10 protein-coding genes are annotated in these 15,442 nt (G+C 74.9%); 5 read left to right on the top strand and 5 right to left on the bottom strand.

Features of this window, described 5'->3' with window-relative positions; all coding sequences use genetic code 11:
- Nucleotides 1-41: 41 nt before the first annotated feature.
- Nucleotides 42-1,049, bottom strand: a complete 1,008-nt coding sequence (locus AC5WAM_RS10280; protein ID WP_366795165.1) for a helix-turn-helix domain-containing protein — start codon at nucleotides 1,047-1,049, stop codon at nucleotides 42-44.
- 264 nt (nucleotides 1,050-1,313) lie between these two features.
- Here AC5WAM_RS10280 and AC5WAM_RS10275 point away from each other — a divergent pair, with 264 nt between their 5' ends.
- Both AC5WAM_RS10275 and AC5WAM_RS10270 read left to right on the top strand, forming a co-directional pair.
- Nucleotides 1,314-3,434: a protein phosphatase 2C domain-containing protein gene (locus AC5WAM_RS10275; protein ID WP_495522398.1), complete on the top strand. Its 2,121-nt coding sequence runs from the start codon at nucleotides 1,314-1,316 to the stop codon at nucleotides 3,432-3,434.
- 54 nt (nucleotides 3,435-3,488) lie between these two features.
- Nucleotides 3,489-5,231: a pyruvate dehydrogenase gene (locus tag AC5WAM_RS10270; RefSeq protein ID WP_495522397.1), complete on the top strand. Its 1,743-nt coding sequence runs from the start codon at nucleotides 3,489-3,491 to the stop codon at nucleotides 5,229-5,231.
- A 178-nt stretch (nucleotides 5,232-5,409) separates the two neighbouring features.
- Here the strand turns inward: AC5WAM_RS10270 and AC5WAM_RS10265 are convergent, their stop codons facing one another.
- Nucleotides 5,410-6,153, bottom strand: coding sequence for a GntR family transcriptional regulator (locus AC5WAM_RS10265; protein ID WP_495522396.1), 744 nt, complete (start codon nucleotides 6,151-6,153; stop codon nucleotides 5,410-5,412).
- Nucleotides 6,154-6,335: 182 nt separating this feature from the next.
- On the opposite strand from AC5WAM_RS10265, the gene AC5WAM_RS10260 reads away from it, so the two are divergent.
- A complete protein-coding gene (locus AC5WAM_RS10260) occupies nucleotides 6,336-7,205 on the top strand; it encodes a (2Fe-2S)-binding protein (protein ID WP_495522395.1) in 870 nt (289 codons plus the stop codon).
- Nucleotides 7,206-7,409: 204 nt separating this feature from the next.
- Nucleotides 7,410-8,462, top strand: coding sequence for a DUF2637 domain-containing protein (locus AC5WAM_RS10255; protein ID WP_495522394.1), 1,053 nt, complete (start codon nucleotides 7,410-7,412; stop codon nucleotides 8,460-8,462).
- A gap of 295 nt (nucleotides 8,463-8,757) precedes the next feature.
- Here the strand turns inward: AC5WAM_RS10255 and AC5WAM_RS10250 are convergent, their stop codons facing one another.
- Nucleotides 8,758-9,237 (bottom strand): ATP-binding protein, encoded by a 480-nt coding sequence (locus AC5WAM_RS10250; protein ID WP_495523552.1) that lies wholly within the window; start codon nucleotides 9,235-9,237, stop codon nucleotides 8,758-8,760.
- A 164-nt stretch (nucleotides 9,238-9,401) separates the two neighbouring features.
- On the opposite strand from AC5WAM_RS10250, the gene AC5WAM_RS10245 reads away from it, so the two are divergent.
- Nucleotides 9,402-12,464, top strand: a complete 3,063-nt coding sequence (locus AC5WAM_RS10245) for an alpha-mannosidase (RefSeq protein WP_495522393.1) — start codon at nucleotides 9,402-9,404, stop codon at nucleotides 12,462-12,464.
- 224 nt (nucleotides 12,465-12,688) lie between these two features.
- Here AC5WAM_RS10245 and AC5WAM_RS10240 read toward each other — a convergent pair whose 3' ends face one another.
- A complete protein-coding gene (locus tag AC5WAM_RS10240; protein WP_366795823.1) occupies nucleotides 12,689-13,465 on the bottom strand; it encodes a hypothetical protein in 777 nt (258 codons plus the stop codon).
- A 163-nt stretch (nucleotides 13,466-13,628) separates the two neighbouring features.
- On the bottom strand, nucleotides 13,629-15,386 hold the full coding sequence (locus tag AC5WAM_RS10235; protein WP_366795824.1) for a PucR family transcriptional regulator ligand-binding domain-containing protein: 1,758 nt from the start codon (nucleotides 15,384-15,386) through the stop codon (nucleotides 13,629-13,631).
- Nucleotides 15,387-15,442: the final 56 nt, after the last annotated feature.

Raw genomic sequence — 15,442 nt, 5'->3', positions numbered from 1 at the left:
GAAACCGCAGGTCGCGTTAGTCCCGGCGCCCGCGTCGGCGCCTAGCCGCGGGCCGGTCCCGGGGCGCCCGCCTCCCGGGCCACCCAGCCCCGTTCGTAGGCGTGCCAGCCCAGCTGGAGCCGGGTCGTGACGCCCGTCAGCTCCATCAGCCGCTTGACCCGGCGCTGCACGGTGCGCAGGCCGAGGTCCAGCTGCTTCGCCACGCTCGCGTCCGTCATCCCGGCGAGCAGCAGCGACAGGACCTCCAGGTCCGTGCCGTCGGGGCCGTCCGCGGCCTCGCGCACCGCGCCGCCCTCGCCGAGCCGCAGCGGCAGCGCGCCCCGCCACACCGCCTCGAACAGGCCCGTGAGGGACTCCAGGAGCCCGCTCGCGTGCACCACGAGGGCCGCGGGCTCCGCCGTCCGCGTGGTCAGCGGCACCATCGCGAGCGACCCGTCCGCGATCACCAGCTTCGTCGGCACGCGGTCCACGACCCGCACCCGCTCGGCCCGCCCCATCGCCTCCGCGATCTCGGTCAGGCCCGTCGGCGCGGCGAGGACCGCGCGCTCCACCACCACGCGGTAGGCGACGCCCCGGCTCGCCGCCTGTTCCTCCGCGTCGTTCTCCAGGCCGGTCACCGCGACCGGCCGGCCCGTCACCAGGGCGCACACCTCGCGGCTCGCGCCGAGCTGGAGCTGGAGGAAGCGCTGCGAGACAGCGGCCGCGCCCGTCACCACCTCGACCAGGTCGTGCACGGTGGGCTCGGCCGCCCTGCCCCGGTACTCCTCGGTGAGCAGGGTCGCCGCCAGCTCCGCCTGCTCCAGCTCGTGCCGCCGCTGGGTGAGCAGCGCGCCCAGGGCCACGCCGGGCGGCGCCGCCACCCAGCGCCCGGCCCGGCCCGACGCCTGCGCGGCGAGCCCGTGCCGTTCGAGCCGGCGCAGCGCCCGCTCCGTGTCCGGCTCGGCGAGCGTGAGGCGGCGCGCCAGGTCCGGCACGTCGGCCGCCCCGACCGACACCAGCGCGCGGTACGCCGCCTCGTGCGTCTCGTCCAGACCAATAGCGGCCAGCATGCGGCGGCTCCCTCCCCGATCGTTCCGGCGCGGCCCTGCCGTTCTGCCCGTGGCTGGCGGAAACCGGCCACGGCGTGAACCCGCCGCGAACATCATCACCGCACCACCCGCCGCTCTGCCAGGGTGGCCTCCTCGCCGGGCGGTCCTCCCGTGGGGGGTGGGCCCGCCCGGCACCCCGCGCCACCGCCCGCCGCCCCCGTCGGCCCCGGTGGGAATTTCCGGATGCACCGTTTTCGTACGGCCTGTGCTGTGGACAATAGGGGCATGAGCCAGCAGGGGGAGAGGCGCACCGGTCAGGAGGCCGACTGGTGGGCGCAGTTGTACGACGAGGCGAAGGACGACACGGGGCCCGCGGCCGCGGCCGATTCCCTGGACGACCGGTTCGCCTCGGCGGCGGGGACGGTGGGCGAGGAGGCGGGCGACGGCCCGCCCGCCGCGTCCGGCACCGCGGAGCACCGCGCGGGACCCGGGGGCCCGGCCCTCGGGGGCACGTTCGCGGCGAAGCCCACGGCCGGTTCCCGGGGCGGCCCCTTCGCCCCGGCGGCGGGGGAGCCGCCGCCGAGGGACACCACCGCGTACGCCGCGGGCAGCGCGCCCCGGGTGGGCCCCGACGACGACGCGCCCACGCCGCCGCCCGCCCCCGCGAGGCCGCCCGACGCGGGCGGGGGAGCGAAGCCGTACGACGTTCCCGGGCAACGGGAGGTTCCGGCGGGGGAGTCGCGAGGGGAGCCGTGGGGCGAGCCGCAGGGGGAGTCCCCGCGCGAGTCGCGGAGCGAGCTTCTGCGTGAGCCGCAGAGAGAGCCCCTGCGCGAGCCGCGGGAGGAGCCCCTGCGCGAGCCGCGAGGGGAGTCGCGCCCGCAACCCCAGGCGCCGAGCCCGGGGCCCCCGCCTCCCGCACCCCCCACCACGCCCGGCACCCCGGGCGCCGGGCCCCCGGCCCCCGCCTGGCCCCCCGGCGTCGCACCACCGCGCCGCCCGGCGACTCCCCCCGCCAGCACCCCGGCACCCCGCCGCCCGCCCTCTCCGGCGCCCCCCGCGGCACCTCCGCCCGCTGACAGCCGTACGGACCGCCGTACGGAACCCCGCACGGACCGCCGCACCGATTCCCCCGCGGCGCATCCGCCCACGGACCGCCGTACGGAACCCCGCACCGATCCCCCCGCGGCACCTCCACCCACGCATCCGCCCACGGACCGCCGCACGGATCCCCCCGCGCCCCCCACCTACCGCGTCCCCGCCCCGTGGACGCCCGCCACCCCCTCCGGCCCGGTCACCTTCCCCTCCGCGCCCGAGCGGCCCGTCGCGCCGCCCACGCGGCCCTCCACGGAGAGCAGCGCCGCGACCGCCGCGGCCTCCCACCCCCCGAAGACCCCGGCGGAGCCGGAGGGGCAGGGGCCCGTCGGCGAGGCCCCGGAGCTCCCCGCCAGGGCGTACGTGGGGGACGGGCCCCCGACCTACGAAGCCGAGCCGACCGGGCTGCCCGCCGCCGACCCGGACGACCTCGGCAGCCTCGTCGCCGACACCGTGCTCGACGGCGCCCGGTACGGCGCCAGCACGCTGCGCGCGGCCTCCGTACGCGGGGACTCCGCCCGGTACCGGGCCGAGCCGCGCCGGGACGCGCTGCTCACCGCCCGCTTCGGAACCGGCGAGGACGCCCTCGTCCTAATCGCCATGGCCACCGGCGCCCGCGCCACGGCGGGCGCCCACCGCGCGGCGGCCGACGCCTGCGCCTGGATCGGCCGGGCCGTGGGCCGCAGCCACGCCCGGCTCGCCCAGGACATCAAGGCCGCGCGGCGCGGCGACCTGAAGTCGGGCCTGCACCGGCTCACCGACCGCAGCCTCGGCAAGCTGCGCGCCCGCGCCGCCGACCTCGGGCTCGAACCGGAGGAGTACACGGCGTCCCTGCGCTGTCTGCTGCTGCCCGCCGACCCGAGCTGCCGCACCCGGGTGTTCTTCGGCGTCGGCTCCGGCGGCCTGTTCCGGCTGCGCGGCGGCGAGTGGCAGGACATCGAACCGCGCGTCGCCACCACCACGGGCGCCGCCGTCGTCGGCTTCGGCTCGCCGCCCGCCGAGACCCCCGAGGGCGACCGGCTCACCATGGACCTGGGCATCACCACGCCCCCGAGCCCGTACGAACCGGCGCCCGCGCCGCCCCGCGACCCCTTCCGCTTCCGCGCCTCCGTCGCCCGCCCGGGTGACACGCTGCTGCTGTGCACCGGCGGCCTCGCCGAACCGCTGCGCGGCGAGCCCGAGCTGTCCCGGCACCTCACCCGCCGGTGGGCCGAGGGCGGGCCGCCCGGCCTCGCCGCCTTCCTCGCCGACACCCAAGTACGGGTCAAGGGATACGCCGACGACCGCACGGCCGCAGCCGTTTGGGAGGCGTGAGCGCGTCCCCTGTGAATTCATGGACCCATAGCGACCGAAGGGGTGCATGAACACATGGCCAAGCAGAACGTCGCCGAGCAGTTCGTCGACATCCTCGTCCGCGCCGGGGTCAAGCGGCTCTACGGAGTGGTCGGCGACAGCCTCAATCCCGTCGTGGACGCGATCCGGCGCACCCCGCGGATCGACTGGATCCAGGTGCGGCACGAGGAGACCGCCGCCTTCGCGGCCGGCGCGGAGGCCCAGATCACCGGCACCCTCGCCGGCTGCGCGGGCTCCTGCGGCCCCGGCAACCTCCACCTCATCAACGGCCTCTACGACGCCCACCGCTCCATGGCCCCGGTGCTCGCCCTGGCCTCCCACATCCCCTCCTCCGAGATCGGCCTCGGCTACTTCCAGGAGACCCACCCCGACCAGCTGTTCCGCGAGTGCAGTCACTACAGCGAACTGATCTCCAACCCGCAGCAGATGCCGCGCCTGCTCCAGACCGCCATCCAGCACGCCGTGGGACAGTCCGGCGTCAGCGTCGTCTCGCTGCCCGGCGACATCGCCTCCGAGCCCGCCCCGGACAAGGCCGCCGAGACGGCCCTGGTCACCTCGCGACCCTCGGTGCGCCCCGGCGACGCCGAGATCGACGAGTTCGCCGCGATGATCGACGAGGCGGACAAGGTCACGCTCTTCTGCGGCAGCGGCACCGCGGGGGCGCACGCCGAGGTCATGGCCTTCGCCGAGAAGCTCAAGGCCCCCGTCGGGCACGCCCTGCGCGGCAAGGAGTGGATCCAGTACGACAACCCGTACGACGTGGGCATGAGCGGACTGCTCGGCTACGGCGCCGCGTACGAGGCGACCCACGAGTGCGACCTGCTGATCCTGCTCGGCACCGACTTCCCCTACAACGCCTTCCTGCCCGACGACGTGAAGATCGTCCAGGTCGACGTGCGGCCCGAGAACCTGGGGCGCCGGTCCCGCCTCGACCTCGCGGTCTGGGGCGACGTGCGCGAGACGCTGCGCTGTCTGACGCCGCGCATCTCGCCGAAGACCAACCGCAAGTTCCTCGACAAGATGCTCAAGAAGCACGCCGACGCGCTCGAAGGCGTGATCAAGGCCTACACCCGCAAGGTCGAGAAGCACGTGCCGATCCACCCCGAGTACGTGGCGTCGGTCCTCGACGAGCTGGCGGACGATTCCGCGATCTTCACGGTCGACACCGGCATGTGCAACGTCTGGGCGGCCCGCTACCTCACCCCGAACGGCAAGCGCCGCATCATCGGCTCCTTCAGCCACGGCTCCATGGCGAACGCCCTGCCGCAGGCGATCGGCGCCCAGTTCACCGACCGCACACGGCAGGTGGTCTCCATGTCGGGCGACGGCGGCTTCTCCATGCTGATGGGCGACTTCCTCACGCTCGTGCAGTACGACCTGCCGGTGAAGGTGGTCCTCTTCAACAACTCGTCCCTGGGGATGGTGGAGCTGGAGATGCTCGTCGCGGGCCTGCCCTCGTACGGCACCGCCAACCACAACCCCGACTTCGCCGCCGTGGCCCGGGCGGCCGGGGCCTACGGCGTGCGCGTGGAGAAGCCCAAGCAGCTCGCCGGCGCCCTCAAGGACGCCTTCGCCCACAAGGGGCCCGCCCTCGTCGACATCGTCACCGACCCCAACGCCCTCTCCATCCCCCCGAAGATCAGCTCCGACATGGTCACCGGCTTCGCCCTCTCCGCCAGCAAGATCGTCCTCGACGGCGGGGTGGGCCGCATGGTCCAGATGGCCCGGTCCAACTTGCGCAACATCCCCCGGCCTTGATCGCGCTGGCCCGCTCGTCCTCAAACGCCGGACGGGCTGAATGGTTGCCGGTGCGGACCGAGGACTTTCAGCCCGTCCGGCGTGTGAGGACGAGGCGCGGAGCGCCGACAAACGGGGGTGCAAGGGGGCGGAGCCCCCTTGATCGGGAAGGGGCGGGTGAGGGGCGCCCCGCGAAGGGTCAGCTGCCTGCGAAGTGTTCCGTCACCAAGGCGTGCACCACCGGCAGGTCGCCCGCGATCAGGGCGTCCAGGAGGGTCGTGTGCTCGGCCGCGTCCGCGACGAGGTCGGCGCGGCGGGGGTGGACGGGGCCGGTGACGAGGGGCCACTGGGAGCGCCGGTGCAGGTCGTCGGCGACCTGGACGAGCTGCCCGTTGCCGGAGAGCCCGAGCAGGGCCCGGTGGAAGGCCCGGTCCGCGTCCGCGTAGCGGGCCCGGTCGCCGGCCGCCGCGGCCACCACCGTCGCCTCCGCGAGCGGCCGCAGCGCCTCCCACCGTCCGGCGGGCACGCTGCGGGCGAGCCGCAGCATCACCGGCACCTCTATCAGGGCCCGCACCTCGGCCAGCTCCCCGAGCTCCCGCGCGCCGCGCCGCAGGACCCGGAACCCCCGGTTCGGCACGACCTCGACCGCGCCTTCGAGGGCGAGCTGCTGCATGGCCTCGCGCACGGGCGTCGCGGACACGCCGAAGCGCTCCCCGAGCGCGGGCGCCGAGTACACCCCGCCGGGCGCTAGGTCGCCGTCGACGAGCGCGGCCCGCAGGGCGTCGAGGACCTGCCCGCGCACGGAGCTGCGCCGCACGCCGCCGCGCTCCGGCGGCTCCCCCGGCGCGCCCCGGTCCCCGCTGCCCGTCCCGGCCTGCCCCGGGACCCTCGCGACGGCGCAGTGGGCGGAGGCCCCCGTCGCACGCGCTCCGGCCCGCTCCACTGTTACCTCCCGCTCCCGCGCTCCCGCGGCCCACCCGGCACCTAGGGGATCGCGCCGGACGCGAAACGTACGACCCGAATCACCCGAGAAGCACCTTAGGCGGACCGCACTCCAGTTGAAACCTCGATCATGTTGGGTAAGGTTAGGCTTACCTGCAATCGATCGTGATTCGGCGGTCCCGCATGTCCCTTCCCACCCTGGAGCCCGGCGCCCGGCACTCGGCGCCCCGCCACAGTTCCGTCACGGGCGCCTACGCCCGTCTCACCGAGGTGTACCCCGGGCTGCGGATCCAGGAGCTGGCCGAGGACGAACCCGCACCCCGGGGCGACGGCTGGGTCTCCGTCGCGCGGCTCGCCGCCGCCGGGCCGGAGTTCGAGGAGTTCCTCGCCTGGGACGACGCGCAGGTCCTCAAGGACTACGGCCTGCGCGCCCGGCCCGACGTCGTGGCCAGCTTCGCGCTGCACCGCTACGCCTGGCCCGCCTGTCTGCTGATCACCGTGCCCTGGTTCCTGCACCGCCGCGTGCCGCGCTATCCCGTGGAGCACGTCTCCTTCCAGCGCGCGCTCGGCAAGCTGGCCGTGCGCCCCACCACCTTCGCCTGCCTGCCCGACGACCCGGCGGCGGACCTGCCCGGCGCCACCGTCGTACCGGACGAGGAGGCGCTGCGCGCCGAGGTGCGGGCCGCCGTCGCCGAGCACCTGGGACCGCTGCTCGACGGCTTCGGGCCGCGCATGCGCCGCCGCGGGCGCGCGCTGTGGGCCATGGCGACGGACGAGATCGTCGAGGGCATCTGGTACGTCGCCCATCTCCTCGGCGAGGAGGGGCGCGCCACCACCGAGCTGGAGCGGCTGCTCCCCGGCGCCACCAAGCCGTACGTCGGCACGGCCGCGTTCCGCGAGCTGACCGGGCCGAACGGCGAGAAGCTGCCCACCCGTGACCGCGCGAGCTGCTGCATGTTCTACACGCTGCGGCCCGAGGAGACCTGCGTCACCTGCCCGCGCATGTGCGACGCGGACCGCGCCGCCAAACTGGCCGCCGCGGCCGCTGCCTGACGCGCTCCGGCCCGTCCCGCCGCCCCGGGCGCCCGCCTAATCGAACTCAACTCGCATATTCCTGGCAGTAGTTCGAACGATTTCCGGCGTGGCGCGGTCCTTGCCACCCACTTGGCGTCCTCTTGCCGGAAAACCCCTTGAGCGCCGTCGGGCGTGGGTCACTATGGCGCCCGAAACGCCCTACCGCGACGCAAGGGACCCCAGATGAGACTGACCGACATATCGCTGGACTGGCTGCTGCCCGGCGGCGTCCTGCTCTTGGGCATGGCAGTGGCGGTGGCGGTGCTCGCACGGGGCAAGAAAGCCCAGACGAAGGCGGCCGCCGCCGACGACTCGTGGGAACGCAGCGAGGAGCGCCGCAGGCGCAAGGAAGCCCTCTACGGCACCGCCTCCTACGTCCTCCTCTTCTGCTGCGCGGCCGTCGCCGCGGCCCTCTCCTTCCACGGCCTGGTCGGCTTCGGCCGGCAGAACCTGAACCTGTCGGGCGGCTGGGAGTACCTGGTGCCGTTCGGGCTCGACGGGGCCGCCATGTTCTGCTCCGTGCTCGCGGTGCGCGAGGCCAGCCACGGCGACGCGGCGCTCGGCTCGCGGCTCCTGGTGTGGACGTTCGCGGGGGCCGCCGCCTGGTTCAACTGGGTGCACGCGCCGCGCGGCCTCGGCCACGCGGGCGCGCCCCAGTTCTTCGCCGGGATGTCCCTGTCCGCGGCCGTCCTCTTCGACCGGGCCCTCAAGCAGACCCGCCGTGCCGCCCTGCGCGAGCAGGGTCTCGTGCCGCGGCCGTTGCCGCAGATCCGGATCGTACGGTGGCTGCGGGCGCCCCGGGAGACGTTCGGCGCGTGGTCGCTGATGCTCCTGGAAGGCGTGCGCACGCTCGACGAGGCGGTCGAGGAGGTGCGCGAGGACCGGCGCGAGAAGGAGCAGGCCCGCACGCGCCGACGCGACCAGGAGAAGCTGGAGCGGGCGCAGCTGAAGGCCATCAGCCGGGGCCGTGGCTACCACGGGCGCGGGGGTCGGCGGGTCGACGTCCAGGCCGTGGCGCCTTCGGTGGGGTCCGCGCAGGTCGGCGCGGACCCTGCCATAGCGGCTCCGCCACAGCAGGAGCAGTTGCCCGTACGGTCCCGTCCCTCCCTCCAGGCCGTCAAGGGCGGTCCTGAGACCGTGACCGTCGACCTCACGGCCGAGGACGACACGCAGACGATTCCGCGCCTCGACTCGCTGGAGCGCAAGCTGAAGGATCTCGAGCAGCAGTTCGGCTAACCCCTCGCGGTGCGCCCCGCTGTGCCCATCAGCGCGCTCCGCGCGCGGGCGCCCCTTCCCGAACCATGGGCTGCCGCCCCTGGCACCCCGCCCTTCATCGCGCTGGCGCGCTCGTCCTCAAACGTCGGACGGGCTGGATGGTTGCCGGTGCGGACCGGATGTCGTCCGCGGCCCGCACCGGGAACTTTCAGCCCGTCCGGCGCTTGAGGACGAGGCGCGGAGCGCCGATACGGGGGTCCCAGGGGGCGGAGCCCCATGGTTCGGGAAGGGGTGGGCCTGGGGCGCCGCGTGAGGGCTAGAGGCCGTCCGTGTCCAGTTCGAACCACACCGCCTTGCCCACGCCGTGCGCCCGCACGCCCCACGCGTCCGCGAGGGACTGGACGAGCATCAGGCCGCGCCCGTGCGTCGCGTCGCCCGCCGCGGGCGTCCGCATCCGCGGCCGCCGTCCCACGAAGTCCCGGACCTCGACCCGCAGCCGCCGCGGCCCCACCGTCGCCGTCAGGACGGCGTCCCGGTCGGTGTGCACCAAGGCGTTGGTGACCAGCTCGCTGGTGAGGAGTTCGGCCACGTCGGACGAGCCGGAGCGCCCCCAGCGCCGCAGCAGGTCCCGCAGCGCAGCCCGGGCCTCGGACACCGCCCTGAGGTCGGAACGCCCCAGCCTTCGCCGCAGCTGGAGCCCGCCCTCACCCCTCACGCCGTCGACTTGATGGTCCTCTCGTCTCACCGGAACCGCCCCCCAACCGATGGCGGCACCTCCTTGCCCGTACCTGACCATGACCCCCGCCCACAAGTCCGTCATCGAACATGCTCACGGGATGCATGCCCGCCCCACTTGGGCCCACTCATGTCCATTCGTCAACCAACGAAGCGGATGCGCCGATGGGTTGAGGGGAAGTGAAGCCGAGTACCACTCGGGATCGACCATGTGGAGGAGCCGCCGTGCACGACGACCGACGTCTGGTGGAGGAGCGCCTGGAACGCGCGGTGCGGCAGTTCATCCGCCCCGCCCAGTACGCGGACCGCGTGCCGCTCGCGCTCTCCGTGTGGCACGCGCCGGGCGAGCCGGTGCCCGTCGCCGAGGCGCTCGCGGCGGCCTACGAGCCCTTCGACACCGGCACCGCCTGGGGAAGGCCCTGGTCGACGAGTTGGTTCCGGATGGAAGGGGAGGTGCCGCGGGCGTGGCGCGGGCGGCGGGTGGAGGTGGTCGTCGACCCGGGGTTCACCGGTGAGGGGCCCGGGTTCCAGGCCGAGGGCCTGGTCCACGACGCCTCCGGGGTCCCGCTCAAGGGCATTCACCCGCGCAACCGTCACGTACCCGTCGCGGACCCCGCCGAGGGTGGCGAGCCGGTGCGCCTGTTGCTTGAGGCGGCGGCCAACCCGGCGGTCCTGCACGACTTCGTGCCGACCCGGCTCGGCGACGTCCTGACCGCGGGCGATCGGCCGATGTACCGATTCGCCGCTGCCGACCTGGCCGTACTCGACGAGGCCGTCTGGCATCTGCTCCTGGACATCGAGGTCCTGACGGAGCTGATGGGCGAGCTGGACGCGGCGCGTCCGCGGCGCCACGAGATCCTGCGCGCCCTGGAGGACATGCTCGACGCGCTCGATCTGCACGACGTGCGGGCAACCGCCGCGGCGGCGCGCGAGGAGCTGGCCGAGGTGCTCGCGCGGCCCGCGCACGCCAGCTCCCACCGCGTATCGGCTGCCGGGCACGCGCATATCGACTCGGCGTGGCTGTGGCCGCTGCGCGAGACGGTGCGCAAGGCGTCCCGGACGTTCGCCAATGTGACGGCGCTCGCGCGTGACTATCCGGAGCTGGTCTTCGCCTGCTCGCAGGCGCAGCAGTACGCGTGGGTCAAGGAGCACCAGCCGCACATCTGGGAGCGGATCAAGAAGGCGGTGGCGGCGGGCCAGTGGGCGCCCGTCGGCTCGATGTGGGTGGAGTCGGACGCGAACATGCCGGGCGGGGAGGCCCTGGCCCGGCAGCTCGTGCACGGGAAGCGGTTCTTCCAGGAGGAGTTCGGGGTCGACACCGAGGAGATCTGGCTGCCGGACTCCTTCGGGTACACGGCCGCCTTCCCGCAGCTCGCGCGGCTCGCGGGCGTGCGCTGGTTCCTCACCCAGAAGCTGAGCTGGAACCAGTCCAACAAGATGCCGCACCACACGTTCTGGTGGGAGGGCATCGACGGCACCCGCGTCTTCACGCACTTCCCGCCCGTGGACACGTACAACTCCCAGTTCCTCGGCTCCGAACTGGCCCACGCCGAGCGGAACTTCGCCGAGAAGGGGCGGGCGACCCGCTCCCTGGTGCCGTTCGGCTGGGGCGACGGCGGGGGCGGGCCCACCCGCGAGATGCTGGAGCGGGCCCGCAGGCTGCGCTCCCTGGAGGGCTCGCCCCGGGTCGAGATCGAGCGGCCCTCGGCGTTCTTCGCGGCGGCCGAGGAGGAGTACGGCGAGCGGGCGCCGGTGTGGTCCGGCGAGCTGTATCTGGAGCTGCACCGGGCGACGTACACGACGCAGGCGGCGACCAAGCGCGGCAACCGGCGCAGCGAACACGCCCTGAGGGAAGCCGAGTTGTGGTGCGCGACGGCCGCGCTCAAGGACCCCGCGTACGCCTATCCGTACGATGCCCTCGACCGGCTGTGGAAGACCGTCCTGCTGCACCAGTTCCACGACATCCTGCCGGGTTCGTCCATCGCGTGGGTGCACCGGGAGGCGCGGGACACCTACGCGCGCGTGCTCGCCGAGCTCGACGCCCTCACGGCGGACGCGGTACGGCACCTCGGCGCCGGTGACGTCTGCGTCCTGAACGCGTCGCCGTACGCGCGCAGCGAGGTCGTCGAGCACGACGGCGTGCTCACGCAGGTGCACGTGGGCCCGCTCGGCACCCGCAGCCTCACCGCCGCCGCAGGTCAGGAGCGTGCCCCGGTGGCGGTGACGTCGGCGACGCGGACCGGCGCCGAGATCATCCTGACGAACGAGCACCTGCGCGTCACCATCGGCGCCGACGGGCTGCTCGCCTCCGTGCGGGACCTGGACCACGACCGCGAGGTCCTCGCCCCCGGATCCCGCGGCAACCTCCTCCAGCTGCACCCGGACCACCCCACCCACTACGACGCCTGGGACCTGGACAAGCACTACCGTCACCGGCACGTCGACCTGACGGACGCCGAGTCCGTGGAGCTGGTCGAGGACGGGCCGCTGCGCGCCTCCGTGCGGGTCGTACGCGCCTTCGGGGAGGGCTCGCGGATCACGCAGGAGCTGCGGCTCGCGGCGGGCAGCCGCCGCCTCGACGTGGTCACGGACGTGGACTGGCGCGAGTCGGAGAAGGTGCTCAAGGCCGCCTTCCCGCTGGACGTGCACGCCGAACGGTCCACGGCGGAGATCCAGTTCGGGCACGTGCACCGGCCGACGCACGCCAACACCGGCTGGGACGCGGCCCGGTTCGAGATCTGCGCGCACCGGTGGCTGCGGGTGGGCGAGGACGGGTACGGGGTCGCGGTCCTCAACGACTCGACGTACGGCCACGACGTGACGCGTGCCGAGCACGCCGAGGGGCTCGGCACGACCGTGCGCCTCACGCTGCTCCGGGCGCCGCACAGCCCCGACCCGGACACGGACGTGGGGCCGCACCGGTTCACGTACGCCCTGCTCCCGGGGGCGGAGGTCGGGGACGCCGTGGCCGAGGGCCTCGCGCTGAACCTGCCGGTGCGGGTGGCGGAGGCGGGGGACGTGGCGCCGCTCGTGCGGGTCGACCATCCGGGGGTGACGGTGGAGTCGGTGAAGCTCGCGGAGGATCGGAGCGGAGATGTGGTGGTGCGGTTGTACGAGTCCCGGGGCGGGCGGGCTCGGGCGGTGCTGACCTCGGCGTTCGCTGTCGCCCGCGCGGAGGTCACGGATCTGCTGGAGCGGCCCCTGCGGCCCGCCGCCACCACCGGCGCGGGGCTCTCCCTCTCCTTGCGGCCCTTCCAGATCCTGACGCTCAGGCTCCGACCGGCGTAGCCCTCGCGGTGCGCCCCAGGCCCGCCCCTTCCCGATCCGGGGGCTGCCGCCCCCGTGCCCCCGCCTTTTCGGCGCTTCGCGCCTCGTCCTCAAACGCCGGACGGGCTGGAACTGTCGCCGGTTGCGGCAGAATTTTCAGCCTCTCCGGCGTTTGAGGAGCGGGGGTCTGGGGGCGGAGCCCCCAGGAAGCGGGAAGGGGCGGGCCCGGGGCGCCCCCGCGAGGGCTACGCCGCCGGGGCCGGTGGGGTGAGTTGGGGGGCCAGCCAGGAGGGGACACCGCCCAGGAGGCGGAAGAGGCGGGTGGCTTCGGCGCGGAGGCGGGAGGCCTCGGGCTCGGGCTCGGCGTCGGCGAGGGCGGCGAGGGCCGGGGCCGTGCCGACGAGGAAGCCCAACTCCTCGCGGAGGCGCAGGGATTCGGAGAAGCCGTGCCGGGCCTCGGCCAACTCCCCCTCGCGCAGGGCGAGTCCGGCGAGGTGCCGCCAGGTGAAGGAGAGCAGGAGGGAGTCCTCGTGCGCGGTGGCCCCGGCGTGCGCGCGCCGGTACGCGGCCCGCGCGGCCTGCGGCGAGTCGGCGAGGTGCTCGGCGACCAGGCCGCGGCGGAAGTCGAGCAGGGCCCGCCCGGCGGCCCCGGGCGCGAGCAGCGCGGCGGCGCGGCCGAGCGCGGTACGGGCCTCGTCGGCGCGGTCGCGCACGCCCAACACGGTCGCGGCGTAGGCGAGTTGGCCGCGCTCGCAGGCGGCGGCCCCGCGCGCGTCGTCATCGTCGGCGACGGCCTCCGCCGTCCGCAGGCCGTCCTCGGCCTCGGCCCAGCCCTCCCCGGTGAACAGGCAGCGCTCGACGAGCAGCGAGGTTCTCTGGAGCGCGGCGGCCGCGCCCTGCCGGGGCGCGAGCAGTGCTGCGGCGTCGGTCCAGCAGCCGCGCGAGCGCAGCCGCCATACCGCGGTCTGGAGTGGATCGTGCCCTGAGCCATTTCCCGTACCAGACATGGCGGTATGCGCCACGTTGCCCTCCCCTAGCGCACCATTGAGCTGTTGAGTCGTGGGCGAATCTCAGCACGGATCGGCGCGTTGGGCCAAGGGGGTGGGTGAAGGATTTCACAAAGTTGAGGGAGGCGGATGGTGTGGTTTTGGGCCGGGTCGGCCGGCGCACGCCCGCGCCCGTGGCTCAGCTCATCCGCAATGCCAAGAAGAAATCCAGCTTGTCCTCCAGGCGCGCGAGGTCACGGCCCGTCAACTGCTCGATTCGGCCCACGCGGTAGCGCAGTGTGTTGACGTGCAGGTGCAGCCGGGTCGCGCAGCGCGTCCAGGAGCCGTCGCAGTCGAGGAACGCCTCCAGGGTGGGGATGAGCTCCGCGCGGTGGCGGCGGTCGTACTCCCGCAGCGGATCCAGGAGGCGGGCCGTGAACGCGCGGCGCACGTCGTCGGGCACGAACGGCAGCAGCAGCACGTGGGAGGCCAGCTCCTGGTGGCCCGCGGCGCAGACCCGGCCGGGGCGGGCGGCCGCGACCCGGCGGGCGTGCCGGGCCTCCTCCAGGGCGCCGCGCAGGCCCTCCGCGGAGTGCACGGCCGCGCTGACGCCGAGGGTGAGGCGGCCGTCGTCGGCGAGGCCCGCCGTCAGGGGCTCGCGCACGGCGGCGAGGAGCGCGTCGGCGAGCAGGCCCGCGTCGCCGCCCTCGGCCTCCGGGGACATCGCGGGCAGCGGCACCAGCGCGATGGCCTCGTCACCGGTGTGCGCGACGGCGATCCGGTCGGACGGGTCGGGGCCCGCGGTCGCCGGGTCGACGAGGATCTCCTCCAGGAGCGCCTGGGCGACCGGGCCGCTCTCGATGCCCGCGCGGCGCCCGCCGTCGATCGAGGACCCCGAGGGCTCGCCCGCCCGGCGCCCGCCGGCGTCGGCCGCGGGCCCGCCCTGGACCTCGTCCCACTCCACGCGGGCCACCACGACCTGCCAGTGCGGGGCCGCGCCGAGTCCGGGGAGGAGCACCGGCGCCGCGACCCGCAGGCGGGCGGCGATCTCGGCGGGCGCGGCACCCGTCTGGACCAGTTCGAGGACCTCCTGCGCGAGACGGCGGCGCACCGTGCGGGCCGCGTCCCTGCGGTCCCGCTCGACGGCGATCAGCTGGGTGACGCCCTGGAGCAGGTCGAGCCGCTCCTCGGGCCAGTCGCCCGCGTCGGCCTCGACGGCGAGCAGCCAGTCGGACAGGACGGTCTCGCGCACGTCCCGGGAGGCGCCCGCGCTGCCCCGGCCGCTGGAGCGGATGGGGAACAGCGAGTACGTGACCCCGTCCACGGCCACCCGGTGCGGGCCGCGCCGCCCGGTGCGGGCGGCGGCCAGGTGCTCCCCGGCGAGCCGCGCGCGGACCCGGGCCGACAGGCCGGGCGCGCCCGCGGCCGCCCCGGCGATGGCGCGCCCGGCGGGGGACAGGACCCAGGCGCGCAGGTCCAGGTCGGAGCCGAGCAGGTCGAGCACCACGTCCGGGCCGCCGCCCGCGGGGCCCGAGGTCATCAGGCGCCGGTGCCGGTCCACGACGGCCGCGAGGTCCCCGGCGCGCTCGCCCGAGACCTGGCGCACGACGTGCTCGGTGATCGTCGCGAACGCCACCGACTCGTTGACGGCGAAGAGCGGGAGCCGGTGGCGGGCGCAGGCCTCGACGAGGTCGTCGGGGATGTCGCCCAGCTCGGCCTCGCCCGCCGCGAGCGCCGCGACCCCGGCGGTCGCGAGGATCCGTACGAACGGCTCCGTGTCGGCGGCGTCCCGGCGCCAGGCCAGGCCGGTGAGCACCAGCTCGCCGCCGCCCAGATAGCGGCTGGGGTCGCGCAGGTCCGTGGTCATCACGCCCCGGACGGTGCGGTCGAGCTCGTCCTCGCCGCCGAGCAGCCTGAGGCCTAGGGCGTCGGTGTCAAGGAGTGCGCGCAGCCGCATCGTGTCGTCGCCGCCGATCTGTCTCGATTTCGTGTGTGCCCGGCCGCGCCGGGGGT

The organism is Streptomyces sp. JLYT201, assembly GCF_059448825.1.
This window is presented reverse-complemented; position numbering and strand designations above follow the sequence as displayed.

Excerpts from the sequence above, each read along its gene's own strand:
- AC5WAM_RS10280 (WP_366795165.1), bottom strand. The coding sequence starts at position 1,049 with ATGCTGGCCGCTATTGGTCTGGACGAGACGCACGAGGCGGCGTACCGC.
- AC5WAM_RS10275 (WP_495522398.1), top strand. The coding sequence starts at position 1,314 with ATGAGCCAGCAGGGGGAGAGGCGCACCGGTCAGGAGGCCGACTGGTGG.
- AC5WAM_RS10270 (WP_495522397.1), top strand. The coding sequence starts at position 3,489 with ATGGCCAAGCAGAACGTCGCCGAGCAGTTCGTCGACATCCTCGTCCGC.
- AC5WAM_RS10260 (WP_495522395.1), top strand. The coding sequence starts at position 6,336 with ATGTCCCTTCCCACCCTGGAGCCCGGCGCCCGGCACTCGGCGCCCCGC.
- AC5WAM_RS10255 (WP_495522394.1), top strand. The coding sequence starts at position 7,410 with ATGAGACTGACCGACATATCGCTGGACTGGCTGCTGCCCGGCGGCGTC.
- AC5WAM_RS10250 (WP_495523552.1), bottom strand. The coding sequence starts at position 9,237 with ATGGTCAGGTACGGGCAAGGAGGTGCCGCCATCGGTTGGGGGGCGGTT.
- AC5WAM_RS10235 (WP_366795824.1), bottom strand. The coding sequence starts at position 15,386 with ATGCGGCTGCGCGCACTCCTTGACACCGACGCCCTAGGCCTCAGGCTG.